23 protein-coding genes and 1 tRNA gene are annotated in these 24,783 nt (G+C 68.3%); 12 read left to right on the top strand and 12 right to left on the bottom strand.

The genetic code is table 11. The features are described from left to right. Positions 1-180: 180 nt before the first annotated feature. The 3 genes from RHOFW104R8_RS06075 to RHOFW104R8_RS06085 all read right to left on the bottom strand — a co-directional run bounded on the left by RHOFW104R8_RS06075 (position 181) and on the right by RHOFW104R8_RS06085 (position 2,981). A complete protein-coding gene (locus RHOFW104R8_RS06075; RefSeq protein WP_068094995.1) occupies positions 181-1,614 on the bottom strand; it encodes a M20/M25/M40 family metallo-hydrolase in 1,434 nt (477 codons plus the stop codon). A gap of 179 nt (positions 1,615-1,793) precedes the next feature. Next, complete coding sequence (mscL, locus tag RHOFW104R8_RS06080; RefSeq protein ID WP_068094992.1) at positions 1,794-2,204, bottom strand: large-conductance mechanosensitive channel protein MscL; 411 nt, start codon at positions 2,202-2,204, stop codon at positions 1,794-1,796. A 90-nt stretch (positions 2,205-2,294) separates the two neighbouring features. Continuing rightward, positions 2,295-2,981 (bottom strand): fumarylacetoacetate hydrolase family protein, encoded by a 687-nt coding sequence (locus RHOFW104R8_RS06085; RefSeq protein WP_068094990.1) that lies wholly within the window; start codon positions 2,979-2,981, stop codon positions 2,295-2,297. A gap of 226 nt (positions 2,982-3,207) precedes the next feature. On the opposite strand from RHOFW104R8_RS06085, the gene RHOFW104R8_RS06090 reads away from it, so the two are divergent. From RHOFW104R8_RS06090 to RHOFW104R8_RS06105, 4 genes are all read left to right on the top strand, one after another. Continuing rightward, complete coding sequence (locus RHOFW104R8_RS06090; RefSeq protein WP_082823545.1) at positions 3,208-4,449, top strand: efflux RND transporter periplasmic adaptor subunit; 1,242 nt, start codon at positions 3,208-3,210, stop codon at positions 4,447-4,449. A gap of 139 nt (positions 4,450-4,588) precedes the next feature. Continuing rightward, on the top strand, positions 4,589-5,275 hold the full coding sequence (locus RHOFW104R8_RS06095; protein WP_068094988.1) for an ABC transporter ATP-binding protein: 687 nt from the start codon (positions 4,589-4,591) through the stop codon (positions 5,273-5,275). Positions 5,276-5,489: 214 nt separating this feature from the next. After that, entirely contained in the window at positions 5,490-6,656 is a 1,167-nt protein-coding gene (locus RHOFW104R8_RS06100) for an FtsX-like permease family protein (RefSeq protein ID WP_068094985.1), read from the top strand. A gap of 12 nt (positions 6,657-6,668) precedes the next feature. Further along, complete coding sequence (locus RHOFW104R8_RS06105) at positions 6,669-7,994, top strand: ABC transporter permease (protein WP_201028699.1); 1,326 nt, start codon at positions 6,669-6,671, stop codon at positions 7,992-7,994. 113 nt (positions 7,995-8,107) lie between these two features. Here RHOFW104R8_RS06105 and RHOFW104R8_RS06110 read toward each other — a convergent pair whose 3' ends face one another. From RHOFW104R8_RS06110 to RHOFW104R8_RS06120, 3 genes are all read right to left on the bottom strand, one after another. Beyond that, a complete protein-coding gene (locus tag RHOFW104R8_RS06110; RefSeq protein WP_068094997.1) occupies positions 8,108-9,496 on the bottom strand; it encodes a short-chain fatty acid transporter in 1,389 nt (462 codons plus the stop codon). 355 nt (positions 9,497-9,851) lie between these two features. Then, positions 9,852-10,763, bottom strand: a complete 912-nt coding sequence (gene yedA / locus RHOFW104R8_RS06115) for a drug/metabolite exporter YedA (protein WP_068094983.1) — start codon at positions 10,761-10,763, stop codon at positions 9,852-9,854. A 78-nt stretch (positions 10,764-10,841) separates the two neighbouring features. Next, positions 10,842-11,117 (bottom strand): hypothetical protein, encoded by a 276-nt coding sequence (locus tag RHOFW104R8_RS06120; RefSeq protein WP_063089744.1) that lies wholly within the window; start codon positions 11,115-11,117, stop codon positions 10,842-10,844. Between the two features lie 78 nt (positions 11,118-11,195). Here RHOFW104R8_RS06120 and RHOFW104R8_RS06125 point away from each other — a divergent pair, with 78 nt between their 5' ends. Then, positions 11,196-11,564: a Rieske (2Fe-2S) protein gene (locus RHOFW104R8_RS06125; protein ID WP_068094980.1), complete on the top strand. Its 369-nt coding sequence runs from the start codon at positions 11,196-11,198 to the stop codon at positions 11,562-11,564. Between the two features lie 40 nt (positions 11,565-11,604). Here the strand turns inward: RHOFW104R8_RS06125 and RHOFW104R8_RS06130 are convergent, their stop codons facing one another. Both RHOFW104R8_RS06130 and RHOFW104R8_RS06135 read right to left on the bottom strand, forming a co-directional pair. Continuing rightward, a complete protein-coding gene (locus RHOFW104R8_RS06130; RefSeq protein ID WP_068094977.1) occupies positions 11,605-12,873 on the bottom strand; it encodes a nucleotide sugar dehydrogenase in 1,269 nt (422 codons plus the stop codon). Positions 12,874-12,974: 101 nt separating this feature from the next. Continuing rightward, positions 12,975-14,792 carry an SLC13 family permease gene (locus tag RHOFW104R8_RS06135; protein WP_068098601.1) on the bottom strand — a complete coding sequence of 606 codons (1,818 nt, stop codon included), beginning with the start codon at positions 14,790-14,792 and terminating at the stop codon, positions 12,975-12,977. Positions 14,793-15,110: 318 nt separating this feature from the next. Between RHOFW104R8_RS06135 and RHOFW104R8_RS06140 the strand changes: the two genes are divergently transcribed. Further along, positions 15,111-15,458: an endonuclease domain-containing protein gene (locus tag RHOFW104R8_RS06140; protein WP_068090135.1), complete on the top strand. Its 348-nt coding sequence runs from the start codon at positions 15,111-15,113 to the stop codon at positions 15,456-15,458. Positions 15,459-15,633: 175 nt separating this feature from the next. On the opposite strand, the gene trmB is transcribed toward RHOFW104R8_RS06140, so the two are convergent. From trmB to RHOFW104R8_RS06160, 4 genes are read right to left on the bottom strand one after another with little or no spacing between them, the layout of a single operon-like run. Next, the gene (gene trmB, locus RHOFW104R8_RS06145; RefSeq protein ID WP_068090137.1) at positions 15,634-16,338 is read right to left on the bottom strand and encodes a tRNA (guanosine(46)-N7)-methyltransferase TrmB; all 705 of its coding nucleotides are present in this window, start codon (positions 16,336-16,338) and stop codon (positions 15,634-15,636) included. Between the two features lie 53 nt (positions 16,339-16,391). After that, positions 16,392-17,192: a thiazole synthase gene (locus RHOFW104R8_RS06150; protein WP_068090139.1), complete on the bottom strand. Its 801-nt coding sequence runs from the start codon at positions 17,190-17,192 to the stop codon at positions 16,392-16,394. Between the two features lie 33 nt (positions 17,193-17,225). Then, positions 17,226-17,522: a sulfur carrier protein ThiS gene (gene thiS, locus RHOFW104R8_RS06155; RefSeq protein WP_407071432.1), complete on the bottom strand. Its 297-nt coding sequence runs from the start codon at positions 17,520-17,522 to the stop codon at positions 17,226-17,228. A gap of 40 nt (positions 17,523-17,562) precedes the next feature. After that, entirely contained in the window at positions 17,563-19,842 is a 2,280-nt protein-coding gene (locus tag RHOFW104R8_RS06160) for a FecR family protein (protein WP_068090141.1), read from the bottom strand. A 207-nt stretch (positions 19,843-20,049) separates the two neighbouring features. On the opposite strand from RHOFW104R8_RS06160, the gene RHOFW104R8_RS06165 reads away from it, so the two are divergent. The 6 genes from RHOFW104R8_RS06165 (at position 20,050) to RHOFW104R8_RS06190 (ending at position 24,511) form a co-directional block, all read left to right on the top strand. Continuing rightward, positions 20,050-20,123, top strand: a tRNA-Gly gene (locus tag RHOFW104R8_RS06165). Between the two features lie 33 nt (positions 20,124-20,156). After that, the gene (locus RHOFW104R8_RS06170) at positions 20,157-20,612 is read left to right on the top strand and encodes a RimK/LysX family protein (protein WP_068090143.1); all 456 of its coding nucleotides are present in this window, start codon (positions 20,157-20,159) and stop codon (positions 20,610-20,612) included. After that, positions 20,609-21,532 carry a 30S ribosomal protein S6--L-glutamate ligase gene (rimK, locus tag RHOFW104R8_RS06175; protein WP_068090145.1) on the top strand — a complete coding sequence of 308 codons (924 nt, stop codon included), beginning with the start codon at positions 20,609-20,611 and terminating at the stop codon, positions 21,530-21,532. Before RHOFW104R8_RS06170 ends, rimK begins: the two co-directional genes overlap by 4 nt. A gap of 304 nt (positions 21,533-21,836) precedes the next feature. Continuing rightward, the gene (locus RHOFW104R8_RS06180) at positions 21,837-22,322 is read left to right on the top strand and encodes a hypothetical protein (protein WP_068090147.1); all 486 of its coding nucleotides are present in this window, start codon (positions 21,837-21,839) and stop codon (positions 22,320-22,322) included. A gap of 57 nt (positions 22,323-22,379) precedes the next feature. Next, on the top strand, positions 22,380-22,775 hold the full coding sequence (locus RHOFW104R8_RS06185) for a BlaI/MecI/CopY family transcriptional regulator (protein ID WP_068090149.1): 396 nt from the start codon (positions 22,380-22,382) through the stop codon (positions 22,773-22,775). Continuing rightward, on the top strand, positions 22,775-24,511 hold the full coding sequence (locus RHOFW104R8_RS06190) for a M56 family metallopeptidase (RefSeq protein ID WP_068090151.1): 1,737 nt from the start codon (positions 22,775-22,777) through the stop codon (positions 24,509-24,511). Before RHOFW104R8_RS06185 ends, RHOFW104R8_RS06190 begins: the two co-directional genes overlap by 1 nt. Positions 24,512-24,783: the final 272 nt, after the last annotated feature.

Here is a 24,783-nt window from a genome sequence, read left to right on the forward strand (position 1 = left end):
TGTCTTCGTCATGTCGTTCTCCTTGCGTGGATTGAATCACACGGCAAGGGATACGTTTCTCGCGGGCAAGGTCAGGGGTTCGCTCTTGATCTTGCAGCGAAGAGCGACCCCACTCTCCGCAAGGGATTCCCTTCGGTCACAACCCTCCCCTGCATTCGCAGGGGAGGGAGCAAGGCGGGATTACTCGCCGGCGCCATCCTTCGCGAACGCACCCGGCGCGGAGCCGAAGTCGCCATTCGCCTGCGCGGCCATGTACGAGAACGCCGCGTACACCGCCACGTTTTGCGCCAGCTCGGCGGGGTCGATCTTGTCCAGCGTGTCGTTCGGGGTGTGGTGCCAGTCGAAGTATTTCGTGCCGTCCTGGGTCAGCGACAGCGCGGCCATGCCCTTGGCGTGCATCTGCGACAGGTCCGAACCGCCGCCGCCGGGACGGGTGGCGTCGTAGGCCACGCCGACCGGTTCCAGCACCTTGGCGATCTGGCCGATCGCATCGCGCGCCTCAGGCTTCACGCTGGCGCTCATGCGCCAGATCTTGCCGGCGCCGAAGTCGGATTCGGTGCCGAGCTGGAACTTCGCCACCTCGGCGCCATGCTTGTCGGCGTAGGCGCGGCCGCCCCACAGGCCCATCTCCTCGTTGGCGAACGCGATCACCCGGATCGTGCGGTCCGGCCGCCGCGGCAGGTCGCGGATCAGCTTGCCGGCCGCCATCGCGATCGCCACGCCGGCGCCGTCGTCGATTGCACCGGTGCCCGGGTCCCACGAGTCGAGGTGGCCGCCGATCGCCACCACCTGGTCGGGATGCCTGCGGCCGGTGATCTCGCCGATCACGTTGGCGCCGGTGTATTCGCCGGTCACGCCGCAGTCGAGGTCGAGTTTCAAGGTGACCGGCTTGCCGTAGGCCAGCACGCGTTCGAGCTGGTCGGCATCGGGATTGGTCAGCGCGGCGGCGGGGATCGCTTTGGCCGGGTCGCGGAAGCCGGTGACGCCGGTATGCGCGGCGCGCTGGTGCTCGTCGGTACCGGCCGAGCGCAGCAGGTAGCCGGCGGCGCCCTTGGCCTGGGCGATCACGGCGCCCATCGTGCGCACGGCCGAGCCCATGCCGTAGCCGTGGCCGTCCTTCGCGCGTTCCATGCGGTAGCCGACGTAGACGATCTTGCCCTTGATGCCGGCCGGGTCGGCTGCCTTCAGCGCGTCCAGCGTGTCGAACTTCACCACCTCGGCGGTCAGTCCGCCCTTCGGCGTGCCGGCCGAATAACCCAGAGCGGTCAGCGTCAGCGGCTGCGGGAACGGCGACACGATCGCGGCGTGCTCGCTGCGGCGCTCCCACAACGGGTAGGTCACCGCTTCGGTGTAGACCTTGTCGTAGCCGAGCTCCTTGAACTTCGCCACGGCCCAGTCGCGTGCGCGCTGGTCGTTCGGGCTGCCGGCCAGGCGGGCGCCGACTTCGGTGGTCAGCGAGGCGGTGACCTTGTACGCGGTGTCGTCGTGCAGCGCCTTGTCGCGCAGCTGTTCGGCCGTCTTTACGGCCGTGGCGGGAATCGTGGTGTTGGCGGCGCTGGCGATGCCGCTGGCCAGCAGGCCGGCAGCAAGCAGGGTGAGGGGAAGACGGCGCATCGGGGGACTCCGCGGAGGAAACCCCGATTATGGCGTTGTTGCCCGTTCCCGCTTAGGCCAGAAGTCATGGATGGCCGAGTGCCGCTTCGTAGCGGCGGGCAGTGCCCGCCGCTCTTGCCTGGTTGTGCCGCAAAGAGCCGGCGGGCAGTGCCCGCCCTACGAAGCCATGGTTTCTCTCGTTATGGCTTGTTCTTCAGCAAATCGCGGATCTCGGTCAGCAAGGCCACGTCGGCCGGCGGCGCGGCGGGTGCCGCCTCTTCCTTGCGGCTGAGCTTGTTGATCGCCTTGACCACCATGAAGATCGCGAACGCGATGATGATGAACTGGATCAGCGTGTTGATGAAGGCGCCGTACTGGACCGCCACCTCGGCGATCTTGTGCTTCGGATCGCTGTCGTCGCCGGGCTTGAGCACCCACTTCATGGCAGAGAAGTCGATGCCGCCGGTGAGCCAGCCGATCGGCGGCATGATGATCTGGTCGACCAGGGAGGTGACGATCTTGCCGAACGCGCCACCGATGACCACGCCGACCGCCAGGTCGATGACGTTGCCACGCATGGCAAAGGCCTTGAACTCGCTGATCATGCTCATGCTGCGGGTACTCCCTCTGGTTGGGCCGGATGGCGGGACGACTTTAGCGCGACAACCTAGGTGCGCACAGATGAAGGCGGCGTGGAAGCGTCAGACGACGCGTCCGTCCAGTTCGGCCACGCCGACCAGTTCGGCGTGGAAGCGGTCGCCGCGCCGCAGCGCGGCCACGCCGGCCGGGGTGCCGGTGAAGACCAGGTCGCCGGCTTGCAGCTCGAACAGCGTGGACAGCGCCGTAAGGATGTGCGGTACGTCATGCACCATCTCGCCCAGCGTGGCCTGTTGGCGCAGCTCGCCGTTCACGCTGAGCCGCAGCACGGTCCGCGCATCCACGGCGACTTCGCCGGCCGGGCGCAGCGCGGAGACCGGGGCGGAGTGGTCGAAGCCCTTGCCCACGTCCCACGGGTGGCCTTTCGCCTTGGCCTGTGCCTGCAGGTCGCGGCGGGTCAGGTCCAGCCCCACGCCATAGCCCCAGACCAGGGCGGCGGCTTCGCCCGGGGCGAGGTCACGGCCGCCGGCGCCCAGCGCCACCACCATCTCCACCTCGTGATGCAGGTCGGCAGTGGCCTGCGGATACGGCACGTCGGCGCCGTCGGCGACCACCGCGTCGGCCGGCTTGCAGAAGAACATCGGCGCGGACCGGTCCACCGTGGCGCCCATCTCGCGCGCGTGCTCGGCGTAGTTGCGGCCGATGCAGAACACCCGGCGGATCGGGAAACGCCGGTCGGAGCCGATGATCGGCAGGCTGGGGATGGCGGGCGGGGCGATGGCGTAGTTCATGGCCGCAAGCGTAGCAAAGCCTGGCCGGGCGTGGCCGGAACAAGACGTCGAACGGCGGCGTGCCGCGACGTGTCGATCCCGCGTGTTCCCGTTCGTCATCCATGGGGTGGCGACGGGATGCGGATGACAGCTGTCACCGCCGGTGGTTGATGTCATGCTCTGGCCGCGCGCCGGCTGGGCGTCCATGATGCCCCCTGTCACCTTGAACATGGCCGTTTGAGCAGGAGTGGATGTGGGCAACGCCGAACTGTTGAAGGAATTGCGCATCGAGCGCCACCAGCGCGAAGACCACGGCCGCCATCCGGGTCGCTGGCCGTGGATCGCCGTCGCCGTGGGGGTGGTGCTGTTGGCGCTCGGCGGTGCCGCATGGCTGTTCGTCGGCCATCGCGTGGTGGCCGTGCAGACGGCCCTCGCGGTGGCGCCCGGTGCCGGCAGCGAGGCGGGCGCGGTGTTGCAGGCGACCGGTTACGTCACCGCGCGGCGCCGGGCCACGGTGTCGGCGCAGATCACCGGCACGCTCACCGCGGTGCTGATCGAGGAGGGCGACCACGTCACCCAGGGCCAGGTGCTGGCGCGGCTGGACGACAGCGGCTTCAAGGCCGGCCTGGCCGCGGCGAAGGCGCAGGCCGATTCGGCACAGGCGCAGGTGGCACAGATCCAGGCGCAACTGGCACAGGGCATCCACGACGCCGCGCGGCTGGAGTCGCTGGCCGCCCGCGGGCTGGTGTCGAAGCAGGCCGCCGAACAGGCGCGCACCCAGGTCGACAGCCTGCGCGCGCAGCTCAATGCGCAGCAGCAACAGGCCAGGGCCGCCGTCGCCCAGGCGGCGGTGGCGCAGGTCAACTTCGACTACTGCGTGGTGCGCGCGCCGTTCAGCGGCGTGGTCACCACCAAGGATGCCCAGGTCGGCGAGATCATCTCGCCGCTGTCCGCCGGCGGCGGCTTCACCCGCACCGGCGTGGGCACCATCGTCGACATGGATTCGCTGGAGATCGACGTCGACGTCAACGAGGCCTACATCGGCCGGATCAAGCCCGGCATGCCGGCCGAGGCGGTCCTCGACGCCTACCCGGACTGGAAGATCCCTGCCCACGTGGTCGCCATCGTGCCCACCGCCGACCGCGGCAAGGCCACTATCAAGGTGCGCGTGGCGCTGGAAAAGAAAGACGCCCGCGTAGTGCCCGACATGGGCGCGCGGGTGTCGTTCCTGGAAGAAAAACCGAAAGCCGCCGCCAGCGTGCCGCAAGGTGTGCTGGTGCCGGCCACGGCCATCGTGCAGCGCGACGGCCGCAGCGTGGTGTTCGTGCTCGACGGCAACCGGGTGCGCCAGCGCGCGGTGAATCCCGCGGCGCAGGCCCATGGCGATTTGCGCCTGCTGCCGGCCGCGGTGAAGCCGGGCGACAGCGTGGTGGTGTCGCCGCCGGCCGAACTGAAAGATGGTTCGGACGTCCAGATGAAGAAACCGTAGTTCGCTCCACCCCGTCACGCGTAGGAGCCCGCTCGCGGGCGATGCTCCAGCTCTGGATGCCCTTGGATGGAAGATCAAGGCAAGAGCATCGCCCGCAAGCGGGCTCCTACGGAAAATCCATGTTCATCGGAGAACTGCCATGGGTACGCTGATCGAGATCAAGGATCTTGCCAAGACCTACGAGCGCGGCAAGCAGAAAGTCGAAGTGCTGCACCACGTCAACCTGGACATTGCCGAAGGCGATTTCCTGGCGCTGATGGGGCCGTCCGGCTCCGGCAAGACCACCTTGCTCAACCTGATCGGCGGGCTGGACGCGCCCAGCGCCGGCAGCATCAGCGTGGGCGGCCAGCGCATCGACCAGCTGGGCGGCGGCGCGCTGGCGAAGTGGCGCGCGTCGAACGTGGGCTTCGTGTTCCAGTTCTACAACCTGATGCCGATGCTGTCGGCGCAGCGCAACGTGGAACTGCCGCTGCTGCTGACCAAGCTGTCGGCGGCGCAGCGCAGGAAAAATGCGGCCATCGCGCTGCAACTGGTCGGCCTGGCCGATCGCGGCAGCCACAAGCCGGGCGAACTGTCCGGCGGCCAGCAGCAGCGCGTGGCGATCGCCCGCGCGATCGTCTCCGACCCGGAGCTGCTGGTCTGCGACGAACCCACCGGCGACCTCGATCGCCAGTCCGCCGAAGACGTACTCGGCCTGCTGCAGCAACTCAACCGCGAGCACGGCAAGACCATCGTGATGGTCACCCACGATCCGAAGGCCGCCGAGTACGCCAGCCACACGCTGCATCTGGACAAGGGCACCCTCGTCGAACAGGCGCTGGCGTGATGGAGACGCTCGGCTTCCTGGCTCCTTCCCCTGCGTGCAGGGGGAGGTTGGGAGGGGGTAAGGCTTTTGACCTTGCGGCAAAGAGCGACCCCACCCCGGCCCTCCCTGCGACCGAAGGAAGTCCCTTTAGGGGCGTGCAGGGGAGGGAGTACATCCCCGGCTTCTGCGCCATCGTGCAGCGGAGCGGGCCTCGTGATCCCCAGAGGATTCCGTCATGAAATACCTCCACCTGATCTGGGCCGCGCTGTTCCGGCGCAAGACCCGCACCATCCTCACCCTGGTGTCGATCGCCGCCGCATTCCTGCTGTTCGGCATGCTCGATGGCGTACGCACCAGCTTCGCCAATGCCGGCAAGAGCGCGGCCGGTGCCGAACGCCTGCAGACCGGCTCGAAGCTGTCGTTCATCCAGCCCTTGCCGTCGGCGTTGCAGGCGAAGATCGCGAACGTGCCCGGCGTGAAGGACGTGGCCTCCGCCAACTGGTTCGGCGGCGCCTACCAGGACTCGCACAACCAGATCTTCACCTTCGCGGTCAGCCCGAACTACATCGACATGTACCCGGAGATCACCATCACGCCGGCCGAGCGCAAGGCCTTCGAAAGCACCCGCACCGGCGTGCTGGTCGGCGACGTGCTGGCGAAGAAGTACCACTGGAAGGTCGGCGACAAGATTCCGCTGATGTCGAACATTTTCCCCAATCGCGACGGCAGCAAGAACTGGACCTTCGACATTGCCGGCATCATGCACGCCAGGGATCCGGATCACGGCGAGTTCCTGCAGGGCGGCATCCTGATGCACTGGAAGTACTTCGACGAGTCCAACCCCTATAACCAGGGGCAGGTGGGCTGGTACGTCAGCCGCGTCGCCGACCCCGCCCAGGCTGACCAGGTGGCCCGGGCCATCGATGCGCTGTCGGCCAATTCCGACCATGAGACCAAGACGCAGACCGAGCAGGCTGCGATGGCATCGTGGATCAAGCAGATGGCGAACATCGGCCTGATCGTGTTCTCGATCATGGGCGCGGTGTTCTTCACGCTGGTGTTCCTGACCGGCAACACGATGGCGCAGGCAGTGCGCGAACGCACCTCGGAGCTGGGGGTGATGAAGACCATCGGCTTCTCCAGTACCAGCGTGCTGATGATCGTGCTGGCCGAATCGGTGCTGCTGGTGCTGCTCGGCGGCGTGCTGGGGCTCGGCCTGGCGGCGGTGCTGGGGCCGGTCGCCAGCGCCGGCAGCGGCGGCGTGATCAACATGCCGCCGGTGCACGCGGGCAGCTGGCTGCTGGGTGTGGGCCTGATGGTCGCCATCGGCCTGCTGGTGGGAGCACTGCCTGCGCTGCGGGCGATGCGCCTGAACATCGTCGATGCGCTGGCCGGCCGCTGAGGAGAATCCGTCATGGGCAAGTTGAAATCGTTTCTGCGCGGCCTCGGCCTGTGCCTGATCGTCGTCGTCGGCATCGCCGCATGGACCGTGCTGCCGTGGCCGGCGCTGCTGGCGCTGGCCGTGCTGTTTGCGCTGTGGATGCTGCTGGCGCGCACCGGCCGGCAGGCCGGCTCGGTCACCCGCGTCGGCGTCAGCACCCTGCCGCAGCGCATCGGCACCTCGTCGGTCGTGGTCATCGGCATCGCCGGTGTGGTCGCCGTGCTGGTGTCGCTGCTGGCGATGGGCGTGGGCTACCGCGAGACGTTGGACAGGAGCGGCAGCGCCGACACCGCCATCGTCCTGCGCGGTGGCTCGGCCTCGGAGGTGTCCTCGGTTCTCGATCATGCGAGCACCACGGTGATCGAACAGGCACCGGGCATCGCCCGCGATGCCGCCGGCAAGCCGATCGCCTCGCCGGAGCTGGTGGTGGCAGCGAACCTGCCGCTCAACGACGGCAGCGGCGACGAGGGCAGCGTGCAGGTGCGCGGCATCGGCGACGAAGCCTGGACGCTGCGCCCGGAGGTGAAGATCATCGCCGGGCGCAAGTTCACGCCGGGTCTGCGCGAACTGGTGGTGGGCAAGGGTGCGCAGCATCAGTTTGCCGGGCTGACGCCGGGTCGTGAAATCAAGCTGGGCAGCCAGGCCTGGACCGTGGCCGGCGTGTTCGAGTCGGGCAACGCGATGGACTCGGAACTGTGGGGCGACGCCAACGTGGTCGCCGATACCTACCGCCGCGGCAGCAGCCGCACTTCGGTGTTCGTGCGCCTGACCAGCCCCGCCGCCTTCGACGCGTTCAAGGCGGCGCTCGCCGGCGACCCGCGCCTGCAGGCGGACACCAGCACCACGCTGGACTACTTCCGCAAGCAATCCGAGGGCGTCACCAAGGCGATCACCATCATCGGCATCGTGGTCGGCGTGATCATGGGCATCGGCGCGGTATTCGGCGCACTCAATACCATGTTCGCGACCGTCGCCGCGCGAGCGCGCGAGATCGCCACGCTGCGCGCCATCGGCTTCCGCGGCCTGCCGGTGGTGGTGGCGGTGATGCTGGAGACCATGCTGCTGGCGCTGCTCGGCGGCGTCATCGGCGGCCTGCTGGCATGGCTGGTGTTCAACGGCTACAGCGCATCGACCCTGGCCCAGGGTACGGTCGGCACGCTCAGCTTCAAGCTCGCGGTAACGCCGGCGCTGTTCTGGACCGGACTCAAGTGGGCGCTGGCGATCGGCTTCATCGGCGGCCTGTTCCCCGCCGTGCGTGCGGCGCGGCTGCCGGTGACCACGGCGCTGCGCGAGCTGTAACGCCGGCGGCGAGGTGGTTCGGGGCGTCCGGCTTCGTAGGGCGGGCACCGCCCGCCGCTCTTCATCAAATTGGATGCAGAAGCTGGCGGGCATTGCCCGCCCTACGTCTGCTCTCAGGGCATCACCGGCGGCACGTAGGTCAGGGTCAGCCCCAATAGCCACAGCATGCCCAGCACCAGCGGCACGTGCACCACCAGCTGCACGAACGTGTAGCCCACCACGTCGCGCGCCTTCAACCCCAGCACGCCGAGCAGCGGCAGCATCCAGAACGGGTTGATCAGGTTCGGCAGCGCCTCGGCCGCGTTGTACACCTGCACCGCCCAGCCCAGGTGCACGTGCAGGTCGTTCGCCGCCTGCATCACGTACGGTGCCTCGACCAGCCACTTGCCGCCGCCGGACGGCACGAAGAAGCCGAGGATGGCCGAGTACGCGCCCATTACCGCGGGGAAGCTCTCGGTGCCGGCGACGTGCACGAACAGGTTCGACAGCCGGTGCGCCAGGGTGGCGCCGTCGGCGCCGGGCACGTGGGTGAGCAGCGCGGCGATGCCGCCGTACAGCGGGAACTGGATCAGCACGCCGGACGTGCTCGGCACCGCGCGGCCCACCGCATCGAGGAAGCTGCGCGGGCGCCAGTGCAGCAGGATGCCGAGGGTGAGGAACAGGAAATTGTAGGTGTTGAGGTTGGCGATCGCGGTGACCGCCGGCTTGCTGGCGAACTCGTGGCCCAGCCAGCCCAGCCCCAGCAGGCCGATCGCCAGCGCCAGCAGCGGGCTGTACTCCAGCCACTCGCCCGGCCGCGTGCGCGGCGGCAGCGCCGGCGTCGAGCTTTCCACCACGTCGAAATCCTGCGCAGTGCGCGCATTCGCGTCCGACGGCGCGGTGTACCAGCAGATCAGCAGCGACACCACGATCAGCACCGCGGTCAGCACGATCGACTGCCACAGGAAGATCGTCTGGCTGAACGGCAATACGCCGGTGATCGCCAGCAGGCCCGGCGGCATGCTGGCCGGGTTCGCCTGCAACTGCGCCGCCGACGAGGACAGGCCCATCGCCCAGATCGCGCCCAGGCCGAGGTAGGCCGCCGCACCGGCGGCACGGTAATCCATGCGCAGATCCTCGCGCCGCGCCAGCGCACGCACCAGCAGGCCGCCGAACACCAGCGAGAAGCCCCAGCTCAGCAGCGAGGCCAGCATGCTGACCAGCGCGATGTACACGATCGCGCCGCGACCCGTGCGCGGCGCCCGCGCCAGGACGTCGATGAAGCGCGCCACCACCGGTGCGGTGGCCAGCACGTAGCCGCCGATCACCACGAACGCCATCTGCATGGTGAACGGGATCAGGCTCCAGAAGCCGTCGCCGAATGCATTGACCGTCGCCGTTGGTGTGGCGCCGAAACCGAGGGCGGCCAGTGCCACCACCACCACGCCCAGCGCGGCGAACACCCAGGCATCCGGAAACCAGCGCTCCGACCATGCCGCGCTGCGCAATGCCACTCGCGCCATCCAGCCGTCCTGTCTCGCGTTCATGCTGCTCTCCGCCGGTGAATCACGACATCGTCGCGCCGCGGCGGCGGGGCGGGCAAGCCGACCATGGTCTAGCTTCAATGAAGCGAAACCAGCGCCGCCGCCAGGCGGCGCCACGTTGCCCCTCTCCCTGCAAAGCGGGGGGAGGTTGGCGACCGCAGGGAGTCCTTCGGGTGAGGGGGTAAAGCTTTTGACTTTGACTTTACGGCGAAGAGCAACCCCGCCCCGACCCTCCCCTGCGACCGAAGGAAGTCCCTTTGGGGCAAGCAGGGGAGGGAGTAAAAGCTGCGCCGCTCTGCTCCTTTCCCTGCTTTCGGGGGGCAAGGCTTCTGACCTACCGCTTCTGCTTCGCCAGCGTGATCACCGCCACGCCAGCCAGGATGATCGCCATGCCGGCCAGGTCGAACGTGCCTACGTGCTCGCCGGCCAGCAACACGCCGAACAGCACCGCCACCGGCGGGTTCACGTAGGCATAGCTGGTGGCCAGTGCCGGGCGGGTGTGTTTCAGCACATACAGGAACGCGCTGAACGCGATGATCGAACCGAACACCGCCAGATAGGCCAGCGCCAGCGTGGCGCGCATGGTCGGGTGCGCGGGTAGGTGTTCGCCGCTGGCGAAGCCCACGGCCAGCAGGGCGACGCTGGCGCACAGCATCTGCGCGGCGGTGTTCATCGGGCCCGGCGGCATCACCCGGCGCCGGCTCCACACCGCGCCGAACGCCCAGGCTGCGGCCGCCGTCAGCAGGGCGGCCGCGCCCAGCGTCGAGCCGGCCAGGCTGCTGCCCAGGTTCAGCACGATCACGCCGGCGAAGCCGATCGCCAGGCCGATCGTCTCGCGCCGGTGCGGCCACTCGCCGTACATGCCGGAAAACAGCGCCGCGAACAGCGGCATGCTGGCCACCGCCACGGCGGCGATGCCCGAACTCACCCTTTCCTCGGCGAAACACACCAGCCCGTTGCCCATGCCGAGCAGCAGCAGGCCGGTGATTGCCGCGTTGCGCCATTGCTCGCGTGTCGGCGGCGCCATGCCGCGCCAGCGCAGGAAGCCGTACAGCAGCACGCCCGCGCACAGGAAGCGCACGCCGGCGAGCAGGAACGGCGGCCAGCTTTCCAGCGCGAAGCGAATGCCCAGGTAGGTCGAACCCCAGATCACGTAGAGCGCCAGCAACGCCAGCGGAATCAGGACGCGGGAATCAGTCGGGCTGCGCGGCGTTTCCACCGCGACGGAGGCAGGCGTGTCGGACATGGGGGCGGATCGTGTGGGGACGGCGCATTATCCGCGCGTCCGTGCCGGCTGTCCGCAGCAGGTTGTCGAAAAACGCGATCAGTGCGCGACCGGCCGCCCCTGGCGAATCACCACAAACTCGCCTTCCAGCACGGCCGGCTGCGCGTGCGCGTTGGATGCCGCCAGCTTTGCCGGGGCGCGGCCCTGCCTCCACTGGTGCACGGCCAGCAGCACCAGGCCGCCGACCAGCAGCACACCGGCCACCACCAGCCCGAACACCAGCAGCACGCCAAGCACCACCACGCCCAGCAGCAGCGACAGGGCACGGGCCAGCGGGTGGCGGGAGCGACGCAGGGAAGGCATGGCGAAGTACATGTGTTAAAAATCCGTGTGGTAAAATCAACGACTTACGCGTACAACCATGGGGCCATCCGGCCCGCGAGGCAAGTGCCGATGGATACATCCTTTCCCGTCGAATCGTCCAGCCGCCCGCTGCTGTGCCGGCTGGACGAGATCCCCGACGGCGGCGCCACCGCGGTCGATGCCGTGCTGGCCGATGGCGAGGAAAACCTGATCCTGCTGCGCCGCGGCGCCGAAGTGCGCGGTTACCTCAACATATGCCCCCACGCCGGCCGCCGCCTCGATTACGCCCCCGGCAAGTTCCTGCTGAAGAACGACACCCTGATCTGCGCCGTGCATGGCGCCACCTTCGACCGGGCCGACGGCCTGTGCATCGCCGGCCCGTGCCGCGGCGAGCACCTGCGCGTGGTGGCGGTAAGGGTGGAGGCGGGCGAGGTGAGGCTGGCGCAAGACACCGCCTGATCAGGCACGGTCGGCGGCCGGCCGCCGATGCGGACAGAGACTACAGCCGGCCGTCGACCATGGCGGCCGGAAGCAGGCTCTTGATATCGAACAGGGCGCAGTGCTCGCGGCCGAAGCGGCGGATGCCCTCGCTGCCCAGGTCGAGGAAGGTCTGGTGCGCCACGGCCAGCACGATGGCATCGTAACTGCCGGCAGTGGGGGCATCGACCGGGTGGATGCCGAGTTTCTCCTTGGCCTCGGCGGGATCGGCCCAGGGGTCGTACACGTCCACCCGGGCATGCGCGGTTTCGAGTTCGCGCACGATTTCCACCACGCGGGTATTGCGCAGGTCCGGGCAGTTCTCCTTGAAGGTCAGGCCCAGCACCAGGATGCGCGAGTCGACCACGTGGATGCGCTTGTTCGCCATCAGGCGCATCACCCGGTGCGCCACGTGAAGGCCCATGCGGCTGTTGATGCGGCGGGCGGTGAGGATCAGCTCGGCGTTGTAGCCGAGGATGGTGGCCTTGTGGGTGAGGTAGTACGGGTCCACGCCGATGCAGTGGCCGCCGACCAGGCCGGGCTTGAACGGCAGGAAATTCCACTTGGTGCCGGCGGCGTCGAGCACGTCCTGGGTGTCGATGCCCATGGTGTTGAAGATCATCGCCAGCTCGTTGACCAGTGCGATGTTGACGTCGCGCTGGGTGTTCTCGATGACCTTGGCCGCCTCGGCCACCTTGATGCTGGACGCCTTGTGCGTGCCGGCGGTGATGATGCGCCGGTACAGCGCGTCGACGAAGTCGGCCGTCTCCGCGGTGGAGCCGGAGGTGATCTTGGTGATCGTGGGCAGCCGGTGCAGCTTGTCGCCGGGGTTGATCCGCTCGGGGCTGTAGCCGCAGGTGAAGTCGTGGTTGAAACGCAGTCCCGAGACCCGCTCCAGCACCGGCACGCAGATCTCCTCGGTGGTGCCGGGGTAGACGGTGGACTCGTAAATCACGATGTCGCCGCGCTTGAGCACGCTGCCGATGCTGGCGCTGGCGCTTTCCAGCGGGCGCATGTCCGGCCGGTTCGCCTCGTCGACCGGGGTGGGCACGGTGACGATGAACACGTTGCACCCCGCGATGTCCCGCACGTCGGTGGTGAAGCTGAGCCGGCCGGCCGCGGCGAGCTCTTCGGCCGAGGTCTCGAGCGTGTGGTCGCGGCCTTGGCGCAGTTCGTCGACCCGGCTGGCACTGGTGTCGAAGCCGACGGTGTCCAACTGGCGGCCGAACTCCACTGCAAGCGGCAGCCCGACGTAGCCGAGCCCGACGAGGGCAATCCTGGGTTCGTTCACGCGATTTCCCCTGTTTGCGGAAGGCGACGCATCATGCGGCGCGCGGTCTGGCGGCGAAAATACCAGCGATGCGGGCCGCTGTCGCTTGCCCGGCGCGTATTTCAGCGGAACAGCAGGTTGATCGCGAGCAGGGTGACGACGAGGACCAGGAAGGTCAGCGGCAGGCCCACGCGCAGGAAATCCTTGCCCTTGTAGCCGCCGGGGCCGGTGACCATCATCAGCGCGGGATGGCCGGAGCTGAGCAGGAAGGTGTTGGAGGAGGACACCGCCACGATCAGCGCGTAGGCCGAGGGGTTGCCGCCGGTGGCGACGGCCACGCTGATCGCGATCGGCACCATCATCACGGTGGCGCCGACGTTGGACATCACCTGCGAGAACAGCAGGGTTAGCACGGCCAGGCACAGCTGCAGCAGCCACGGCGACGCGCTGCCCAGATGCTCCAGCACCACCTGGGCGATCCACGCGGCGGTGCCGGTGGCGTCCATCGACCAGCCCAGCGGGATCAGGCAGGCGGTGACGAAGATCGTCTTCCAGTTGATCGCCTTGTACGCCTCGTCCATGTTCAGCACGCCGGTGAGCAGCATGCCGATCGCGCCGGTCATCATCGCCACCGACAGGTCGAGGTTGGTGAACAGCGCCAGGCACTTCGCCAGCACGAAGAAGCCCACCGCCTGCCAGATCTTGCCGGGGCGCTGCTGCTCCTTGGGGATGTCGGTGACGACGACCAGGTCGCGGTCTTCCGCGGCCAGCGACAGGTCGCGCCAGTTGCTGTGCAGCACCACGGTGTCGCCGGCGCGCAGGCTGACCGAGCGCACGTCGTCGCGCAGTACCTGGTCGCCGCGGTTCACCGCCAGCACCGAGATGCCGAAGCGCTTGCGCAGGCGCAGCTCGCCCACGGTGTGCCTGATGAAGCGCGATACCGGCGGAATCACCACTTCGGAAATGCCGGCGCGGGTCGGGTTGAACAACTCGCCGAGCTGGCGCATGCGGGTGGACAGCCGGCACAGCTGGTTGTTGGCGAACTGGTTCAGCTGCTCGCGCGGGCCGAGCACGCCGAGTACCGAGCCGACCCAGATCACAAGGTCGGCCGGCGGCGCCATACGCGCCTCGTTGCCGCTCTTGATCGCCAGGATCAGCGGGGCGCCGTGCAGTTGCTCCACCTCGCCGATGCTCATGCCGACGAGCGGGCTTTCCGCGGTGACGGTGAGCTCGGCGGTTTCGCCGACGATGCCGTAGGTCTCGGCGAAGTAGCTCTCGGTGCGCCCGGGCGTCACCTTCAGCCGCTCGTCCTCGTGCCCGGGCAGCAGCCTGTGGCCGAAGAAGTAGAAATAACCCACGCCCAGCAGCGCCAGCGCCAGGCCGATCGGGGTGACGCTGAACAGGCCGAACTTCGGGATGGTGTGCGCGCCCGGCGGCAGGTTCACGTTGGCGCTGGCGATCAGGTCGTTCAGCACGATCAGCGGCGAATTCGCGATCAGCGTGGTGTTGGTGGCGGTGAGGATGCAGAACGCCATCGGCAGCAGCAGCCGCGACAACGGCACGCCGGTGCGCGCCGCCAGCCGGCTGCTGACCGGGATCATCAGCGCCGCCAGCGCCTGGCTGGGGATCACCGCGCTGAACAGGCTGGCAACCAGGTTGATCACCATGCCGAGGCGCGATTCCACGCCACGCGCCATGCGCATCACGAAGTTCGCGGTGAGGCTGAGCACGCCGGCGCGGTCGAGCCCCTCGCCCATGATCATGATCGCGATGATCGCGATCACCGCGTTGCCGGCGAAGCCGTTGAAAACGCGGTCGGATGGGATCAACCCGGTCAGCCCGATCACCACCACCACCAGCAGCGCCACCATGTCGGCGCGGATCCACTCCAGTACCAGCATCAGCATGGTGAAGCCCACCAGCCCGAGTACCAGGACCATTTCGGGGGTGAGCGAGAGTGCCACTAGCCGACGTCCCGGAAGGGCAGCGGGCTACGGCGGATACGGCGGGGCAGTGGAAGCTTCACGCTGCTGTCGATTCGTCCCTGGGCGGATGACCGTGAGTATAAGCGGGGTGGTGCGCTAGCTGGTGAACCCAAGGCCAAGAGCGAACCCCTCCCCGACCCTCCCCTGCCTTGCAGGGGAGGGAGCACAACACAGTGGCGTGAGAGTACTGATTTTTGCTCCTCCCCCTGCCTGCAGGGGGAGGTTGGGAGGGGGTTAGGCTTTTCCGCATTCAACCCCAGCGAAGGACTCGCCATGCAGCGCATATGGATCAATGCCCGCCGCCTGCGCAACGACAGCACCGATGCCGAGCGTCGTCTGTGGTACTTCCTGCGCCGACAGCAGCTGGGCGGGCACAAGTTCCGCCGCCAGTATCCGCTGGCTGGCTACATCGCGGACTTCGTCTGCGTGTCGGCGAGGCTGGTGGTCGAGCTGGATGGCGGGCAGCATCTCGATGCGCTGGCGTACGACCAGCGACGCACCGCGGCCTTGCGGCGCGAAGGTTATCGCGTGCTGCGCTTCTGGAACGACGACGTGCTGCTGCGCACGGAGGATGTGGTGGCGGAGATTTTTCGGGTGCTGGAGGAAAGGTCAAAAGCTTGACCCCACCCCAACCCTCCCCTACTGCGTAGGGGAGGGAGAACAGCTGGCATCGCTTCCTCCCCAGCTTGCCGGGAGAACAGCTGGCATCGCTTCCTCCCCTGCTTGCAGGGAGAAAAACTGGCATTGCTCCCTCCCCTGCGCAGTAGGGGAGGGCCGGGGTGGGGTCGCTCTTCGCTCAAACCTTCCGGTACAACAAATCCCACACCCCATGCCCCAGCTTCAGTCCGCGCCGCTCGAAGTGGGTTTCGATGCGCCATTCCGGCTTTTCGGCGTACTGGCCCGGGCCGGTGGCGTTGCGCCAGCCCGGGGCGGCTTCCATCACCTCGAGCATGTGCTCGGCGTAGGGCTGCCAGTCGGTGGCCAGGTGCAGCAGGCCGCCGGGGGCCATGCGCGAGGCGAGCAGGGCGACGAAGGCCGGCTGGATGATGCGGCGCTTGTTGTGGCGCTTCTTGTGCCATGGGTCGGGGAACCAGATGCGCGCCTCGGCCAGGCTGTCGGCGGCGATCTCGTGTTCCAGCACCTCGACCGCGTCGTGCTTGTACAGCCGCACGTTGGCGGCGCCGCGCGCGGCCAGCGCATTCATCAGCCGGCCCACGCCGGGGCCGTGCACCTCGACGCCGATGAAGTCGCGCGACAGGTCGTGCTCGCTGGCCCAGGCCAGCGCCTCGCCGTTGCCGAAACCGATCTCCAGCACCAGCGGTGCCCGCCGGCCGAAACTGGCGGCGAAATCGTGCGCCGCGCCGCGGTAGTCGATACCGTAGCGCGACCACAGCGTGTCGAACGCGCGTTGTTGCGCCGGCGTCATGCGCCCCTCGCGCAGCACGAAACTGCGGATGCGGCGCAGGTGTTCGGGAGCCTCGTGGTGGGGCGTGTCGGTCATGCGGGGTCCGGGGAGGGCGGCTTCCAGCACCTCCCGTGCAGAGGAGCCTGGGCTCAGCCGATGGTGCCGTCGATCGGGCTGGAGGCGGAGGCGTAGCGCTTGCGCGGGATGCGCCCGGCCCTGAACGCGGCGCGGCCGGCCTGGATCGCCAGCTTCATCGCATGCGCCATCAGCACCGGGTCGCGCGCGCCGGCGATCGCGGTGTTCATCAGCACGCCGTCGCAGCCCAGCTCCATCGCGATCGCCGCGTCGGAGGCGGTGCCCACGCCGGCGTCGACGATGATCGGCACCTTCGCGTTCTCGATGATCTCCAGCAGGTTGTAGCGGTTCTGGATGCCCAGGCCCGAACCGATCGGCGCGGCCAGCGGCATCACCGCGACGCAGCCGATCTGCTCCAGCCGCTTGGCGAGGATCGGGTCGTCGCTGGTGTAGACCATCACCTCGAAACCGTCGGCGACCAGTTCCTCGGCGGCCTTCAGCGTCTCCACCACGTCGGGGAACAGCGTCTTCTGGTCGCCGAGCACTTCCAGCTTCACCAGCCGGTGGCCGTCCAGCAGCTCGCGCGCCAGCTTGCACGTGCGCACCGCATCGGCCGCGTTGTAGCAGCCGGCGGTGTTCGGCAGCAGGGTGAATTCGCCCGGCGGCAACGCATCGATCAGGCTGGGCGCGGAGGGATCCTGGCCGATGTTCACGCGGCGGATCGCCACCGTGACGATCTCCGCGCCGGCAGCCAGCGAGGCGGCGCGCGTCTCGTCGAAGTCCCGGTATTTGCCGGTGCCGGTGAGCAGGCGCGAGCCGTAGCTTTTCCCGGCGATGATCAGCGGGTCGGTCGGAGCGGTGGTCTTGAGGTTCATGCGGGACTCTGGGGTGCGCAAAACGGGGCGGATTCAGCCGCCGCCGATGGCGTGGACGATTTCCAGCCGGTCGCCGTCGGCCAGCAACTGGCTGTCATGCCGGCTGCGCGGCACGATTTCCTGGTTCAGTTCCACGGCCACGCGGCGACCGGCGTAGCCGGCCTGTTCCAGCAGCCGGGCGACGCTGGTGGCGGAGTCGCAGTCGCGCGGCTGGCCATTGAGGATGATCTGCATGCGGACATTGTAGCGGCTGGCGTCGCGCTTTACCGGCGGCGGCCTCGAAAGCCGCGCCCGATGCCGCATCCCGGCCGCCACCGGGACGACGGCCATCGCGGGCGGGACTCCTGCGCCCCGCACGAGCGAGACGATGTCAGTTCTGCTGCCGGTCCTCGCTCTCGCGTGGCGCGGATTTGCGCGGCGGTTGCCGCGGCTCACCGCGTGGCGGCTGCGGCGCTTCCTGGACGCGTGGCGGCGGGTCGAAGCGCGGCGGTGCGGGCTGGTAGGACGGCGGCGGTCGCGGCGGCTGCATCATTTCGCGCGGTGGCGCGGCCGCAGCCGGCAGTGCTTCCTCGCGGACATAGCCGCGGGGTGTCGGCTCCTGGCGTTGGAAGCGCGGTGCCGGTTCGGAGCGCTGGAAGCGGGGCTCCTCGGCAGCGCGCGCACGCATGGGGTCGCGTTGCATCGTGCGGTCTGCCGGCGGCTCGTAGCGAGGGGTGCGTTCGGTGGTCGCCGGCACCATCTCCCGGTCGGCCAGGGGCGCGCGCCGGATCTGCGGCATCGGCGGCAGCGCGGGGCCGCCGGTGGTCGCCGGGCCGGCCCGGTCCGCAGGGGCGATGTAGCTGACGCCCGGCCGCGGACGATCGGCGATATCACCGCCACGCGGGTGGGCGAAGCGCGCGGAGCGCAGTTCGGCACCCTCGCGCGGCGCGGGCGGGTTGTCCTGCGCCGCGGCCGGACTGATCCGGTTGACCTCGGGGAGCGTCGCGGCGGGAGCCGTCGGCTGCCGGAACCCGTTACCGTCGCGTCCCGCGAACTCCGGGCGCGACGCGGCCGGGCGCGTCGCGCGATCGGCATTGCCGTGCGCGTTCAGCATGCGCACGTTCGGGCGGAAGGCGTCGTCATGCTCCCCGTCGGCCACCTGGGCGGCCCGGCCGCGGGCGACAGCTTCCGGCGTCATGCCGGGCGGGGCATGGCGCGCCACCACCTCCCGCTCGAAGCCGCCGGCCGGCAGGTCGCGCACGTGCGCGCTGCGCGGCGGCATCGCGCTGCCGGCGACCACCGGGGGCGGCCGGTCGGCGCCGCGCACCAGCACCGGGGCATCGGCCAGCTTGCGCGGGTCGACACGGATCCGGTCGCGCTGTACGCGGCTGCCGTCGGCGAAGGCATTGCCCGGCATGGCGGTGAAGCCGCGCGGCGCCATGCGGTTGGCGTAGCCGGCCTCGCGGAACGGGCGGCCCGCGCGGTAGTAGTTGTACTGGTTGTCGATGTTGTTGATGACCGTGGTGCGGTTGATGGTGTTGTGCACGTAGATGTTGGTGACGTTGACCCGCGTGTAGTAGTTGCGGTCGCAGTGGTACCACGGGTTGTAGACCTCGCCCGGGCCGAGCGGGAACCAGCCCACCGGCGCGCTGCCGATGCCGATCGACCAGCTGCCGCCGCCGACGAACGCAACCAGCGCCGGCGCGTAGATCGGGCGCACGCTGACCGGGCCGGGGATCCAGCCCCAGTCGCCACGCACGTAAGCCCAGCGCCCGTAGTGGTAGGGCGCGAAGCCCCACGGCGCGTCGTCCACCCAGGTCCAGCCCCACGGCGCGATCCAGGCCCAATGGCCGGTGCGGTACGGCGCCCAGTCGGGGTCGACATGGCTCGGGAACCACACCGCGCCGTATTCGCCGGTGTCCCGCCAGCTGCCGTACTGGTCGAGATCCTGGTAGCCCACCACGTCTTCCGATACGTAGCGGCGGCTTTCCGACCGCACGTAGCGCCGGTCGCGCCCGTTGACCCAGTCGTCGAACGTATCGCCGTCGTCGATGTCGGTGATCGTCACCGTCGCCAGGCTGGCGTCGGTGAAGCGGTAGCTTCGGCCGGGGTTGATCGTGCGCTGCGCGTTGTTCTCGCCGAACACGGTGGCGTCGCCGTCGAATGCGGTGACCCGGGTGCCGCCGTTGCGGTCGTCGATGTCGACGCGGAAGGTGCCGGGCCGGTCGACCACCAGCGCCACCGTCGGCGTGTCGATCTCGTAGCTCTGGCCATTGCCCAGCCGGCGCACGGTGAGGCTGAGCGTGCCGCGGGTCAGTTCGAGCTGGGCCAGCTTGTCATTGAGGTCGAGCAGGCCGACGTCCGTCCGGTCGTCCATGCGCAGCGTGCCGCCGCCGAATTCCAGTTCCGCGCGCGCGTTCCGTGCGGTGGACAGCTTGTCGCCGGTGGTCAGCGGACGGTTGAGGTTGGCGTCGCTCCAGCCCTTCGCGCCGGCCGGCAGGAACCCGAGGTCGCCGGCGATGTACGACAGCCGCGCCACCCGGCTCGGCGGATCGATGCCGTCCGGGCGGGATTGCGCCTGGACCAGTCCCGCCGCCGCGCACAGCAGCACGATCGCCAGCGCTCGCCAGTGACGGCGCCACGGGGCGGACAACTCGGCAAACCTGGGCATGGATGCTCTCCTCGCGAGCGAAGGCGGGTGCGGCACGGGGTTCCGTCCGACACACCCGCCTCAACGTGCATTGGAGTACAGGTGATGACCGCGTGGGAGATCCCCGCCCGCCGCCGTTCAGCACGCGTTGGCCCGGCAGGCGCCGGCAAGGAGGGGCGCGCGCGCTTTCCAACTGTGCGAATCCCGGGTTAACATCCGCCGGCCAAGGCGGGTGTAGCTCAATGGTAGAGCTGTAGCTTCCCAAGCTACTGACGAGGGTTCGATTCCCTTCACCCGCTCCACTCCCCGATCCCCGAACGACTCCCCGAACCCACATGGCGGATCTGATCACACTCGGCTGGCGGGAGCGGCTGGCGTTGCCGCAGCTGGGCATCGGCGTGCTCAAGGCGAAGCTCGATACCGGGGCGCGCAGCAGTTCGCTGCATGTGGACACCCTGGAAACCTTCCTGCGCGACGGCGCAACCTGGCTGTGCTTCACCATCCATGCCGGTCGCCGCCAACCGCTGGAGATCCGCTGCGAGGCGCCGGCGCTGGATCGCCGCGCGGTGACCGACACCGGCGGGCGGCGCACCGAGCGCTGGTTCATCCGCAGCGAAGTGCAACTGGCCGGGCAGCGGTTCGACGTCGACATCAACCTGACCGATCGCCGGCATATGCTGTTTCCGATGCTGCTGGGCCGCAGCGCGCTGAGCGGGCGTTTTGCGGTGGACCCGGCGCGTTCCTACACCCAGTCACGGCCGCCCCGGGTGGCCACGGATCTTTCTGCATGAAGATTGCGATCCTGTCGCGCAATACCCGCCTCTATTCGACCAAGCGGCTGGTCGAGGCCGCCCGCGTGCGCGGCCATGTGGTGCGCGTGCTCGATCCGCTGCGCTGCTACGTGCGCATCGCGCCGGGCGCGTCATCGATCCGCTACAAGGGCCGGGAGGTGCGCGACATCGATGCGGTGATCCCGCGCATCGGCACGACCAGCACGTTCTACGGCACCGCCGTGCTGCGCCAGCTGGAGATGATGGGCGTGTACACGCCGAACCCGTCCGATGCGGTGCTGCGTGCGCGCGACAAGCTGCGATGCCTGCAGATCCTGGCGGCGCAGGGCATCGACATGCCGGTGACCGTGTTCGGCGACAACCCGGACGATGCCGACGACGTGCTCGCCCTGCTCGGCGATCCGCCGCATGTGATCAAGCTCAACGAAGGCAGCCAGGGCACCGGCGTGGTGCTGGCCGAGAAGCATGCCGCGTCGCAGAGCGTGATCGAGGCGTTCCGCGGCCTGTACGCGAATTTCCTGGTGCAGGAGTTCATCGCCGAGGCGCAGGGCAGTGACCTGCGCTGCTTCGTGGTCGGCAAGAAGGTGGTGGCGGCGATGCAGCGCGACTCCAGCCCCGGCGATTTCCGCGCGAACCTGCACCGCGGCGGCAGCGCGACCGCCGCCACGCTGAGCGCGGAGGAAAAACGCATCGCGGTGCGCGCGGCCGGCGCGCTCGGGCTGGGTATCGCCGGCGTCGACCTGCTGCGCTCCAGGCGGGGTCCGCTGCTGCTGGAAGTGAACGCCTCGCCCGGTCTGGAGGGCATCGAGGCCGCCACCGGCGTCGATGTGGCCGGTGCGGTGGTGGAGCTGCTGGAGGCCCAGGCCGGTGGTGCGCGCACCGATGACAAGGTGCATCGTGGCAGTCTGCGGAAAGCCTAGCCGCGAACGCGTTCGTTGAACGCGTCTGGAGCCATCGCACGGTTGGCCCCGTACCTGTCCGTGGACGCCCGCATCGGGGCGTGGTCCGGCGCGAAAGGCGGAAATGCAAGCCCGGATGCCGTTTTTCGTACGATCACGGGCTGCATTGTTGCCGTGTGCCTGCCCCGAGTGGGCTCTACGAAGGTACTAGTACGATAGTCTTCGTTGACTTTTTCTCGAAAGGCGCCATACGATCGGTGCGCGTGGAATCCTGCGCCAGCTGTTCCGGTCCGGGACACGGCAGGATTTGGGAGGGACGCGGTGCATGAAACTGAAGATATGGCTGATCGGCATGGTGGTGGGCATGACGCTGCTGCCGCTGGGGGGCGTCTATGCCGCCAAGACGGAAGTGGTGGTCAAGGCTGAAAACAAGGACGACTTCGCGGCAGTGGTCGCTGCCGTGCGCCAGCAAATGGCTCCCGGAGGACGCTACGAGTTTGTCGACAGCTCCGAGCGGAAAACCGTCGACACCAGTCTGGGCAAGATGCAGTCGCTATTCGACCAATACGGCACTGTTGCCCAGATGACGGTGGAAGCGAAGACGCAGCTGTTCAACCATCAGGAAACCGTCAACGCAATCCTGAACCATCGCGACGACAAGAGGCAGGTGTGCGAGTCGGAGCGCCCTCTGGGATCGCTTTTCCCCAGGTCGGTCTGTCGCACTTACGGTGACATCGAAAGAGAACGGCGAAGCAGCCAGCACTTCATGCAAGACCACCCCAAGGCTCCGCAGCGGCAGCCAGGTGGTTGAGACCCTTGCCCGGGAAGTGCTGCATGAGCTGATCGCGGGGGCGGTGGAAGAACCGACATGAAAGCGCAATCTTCCGTTGTGCCGAAGCCCACCGAGGCGGAGCTGCAGATCCTGCACGTCCTGTGGGCACGCGGTGCGTGCACCGTGCGCGATGTGCATGAGGTGCTCCGTCTGGGGGATGGCACCGGTTACACCACGGCGCTGAAACTGCTGCAGGTGATGCATGCCAAGGGCCTGGTCGAGCGCGACGACTCACAGCGCGCGCATGTATATCGTGCTGCAGTGAGCAAGGAGCGCACGCAGAAGCGCTTTCTGCTCGACATGGTGCAGCGGGTGTTCGACGGTTCGTCCTCGCAACTGGTGCTGCATGCGCTGGGCAGCCAGCGGGCCAGCCGCGAGGAGCTGCGTGAGATCCGCAACCTGCTGAACAAGCTGGACAAGGACGCACCCTGATGGACACGCTGCCGTTGTTGCTCGAAAGCGCTCGGGTGATCGGCTGGGCCTTGGTGCATTTCATCTGGCAGGGTGCCTTGCTGGGTCTGGTATATGCCGCCGTTCGGGTGGCGCTGCCGCGTGGCGAAGCCCGCTATCGCTTCGGGCTGGGCGTGCTGGTGGTACTCGCCGTGTGCCCTTTGCTGACGGCGTGGCGTTTGCTGCAAGCCGCACCGCCGCTCGTCCCGTTGGCCGCCGACATGGTGGCTGCAACTGCCGGTGGCCCTGACGTGACGGTGGCTGCTGCGTGGGCGTCTGGCAGCGGTTTCAATGCCCTGTTGCCGTGGCTGGTACTGGCCTGGTTGCTGGGCGTGCTGCTGTTGTCGCTGCGCGCGTGGCGGCAGTGGCGCACCTTGAAGGCGCTGGTGCGCGTGGCCGAGTCGATGCCGCGATGGCAGGCGCAGGTCACTCATATGGCGCAGCGCTTTGGCTTGCGCCGACATGTCACGGTACTGTGCAGCAAGGTCATTGCGACGCCGGCGCTGGTGGGCTGGATACGACCGGTGATCCTGTTGCCGATGGCGGTCGCATGCCGTTTCCCGTGTACTCAGATCGAGCTGATCCTCGCCCACGAGCTGGCGCATCTGCAGCGCTGGGATCCGCTCGTCAACCTGTTCCAGGTCATCCTGGAGACCTTGCATTTCTATCATCCGGTAGTGCACTGGATTTCACGCGACGTGCGCAACGAGCGTGAAATTTGCTGCGACGAACTGGCACTGTCGGCCAGCGGCGGCAGCCGGCATGTGTTTGTGACGGCACTTGCCGAACTGGGCGAGTTGCGGGAGCGGCATGGCTCGCTGTTGCTCGCTGCCAGTGGGGGCGTCTTGCTGGATCGCGTACAACACATGATCGCGCCGGCAAGCAGGGCTCCACGCCTGCACACGTCGGCACGTTTCGTTGCCCTGCTGGTTGGGGCCGTGCTGGCGGCACTTGCATTGAGGCTGGAGTCGGGCAGGATGCAGCTGCAACGCGGCCTGGATGAGTCCATCATGCAGGTGCAGTCGATACTGGCGCCGTCCTGGCTGCCATTGTCGCGATCCCGTGCAATGTGGCTTTTGCCGGATCTGGCGCCGGCGCACGCTGCCGTGATAAGGCCGGTGGTGGAGGCCGCTGCGGTCCCCACGGATAATTCCGCGCTTCCGCCGGAGGCGATCGACACGGCCTTGGTAGTGACAGATCCATTGCCACGGCGGGCATTCGCCCTGGCGCCGATCCAGGGCGGCGAACCTGCCCGCATCGGCGGGCAAGTGGAGCACCGTGTCGCATCGATGGCGGCTGTTTCCGGGCCTTTACCGGTGCATATCCGCCAGCCGGTATATCCGCCGACGGCGCTGGCGCGGGGCATCGAAGGCCAGGTCGTGGTCGAGTTCGGTCTTGCCCCCGATGGCCGTGTGCAGGACTTGCGGGTGATCAGTGCCGAACCCGCCGGCGTGTTTGAGCAGGCGGCGCTGCAGGCCGTGCACGGCTGGTTGTATTCCGCGAATGCGGGCGCGATGCCGCAGCGACGCTATCGCCAGACCATGGTGTTCACCCTGAACGCCGACGCCGCCAGGAACGTTCCATCCGGCGCATCCGTCAACGAGGAGCTCCGGGCGCGGATCGACTGTCGAGTGGTGATCGGTACCCACATCTGCCGCTGGCCCGACGCTGCCGGCCCCCAAGCAAACGACGCTGCCATGCGGGCCGGTCGGCAATGAACCGCCGCAGCTGGTGGGTGGACGCCCGGTGGTTTAACGCGCGGGCGGACGCCGGTTAACTCCACCGTAACCATGCTCGCCCTATAAAGCAGTCACTGTTGATTTGTCCGGCGCTTGCACAGCAAGATCTGGTCGCGGCAGACGATGGTATCGGGGCAGTAGTTCGGGCCCAGGCGTGGCGACGGCGAGTCGCTCGTCTGGGCTTTTTTCTTGCCTGCGCGTCACCCGTTCAGTTTCGCGGCGCGCCGGGTGCGCCGCGTTCACGCAAGCTT

This window comes from Rhodanobacter sp. FW104-R8 (genome assembly GCF_001617365.1).
Classification (GTDB): Bacteria; Pseudomonadota; Gammaproteobacteria; order Xanthomonadales; family Rhodanobacteraceae; genus Rhodanobacter.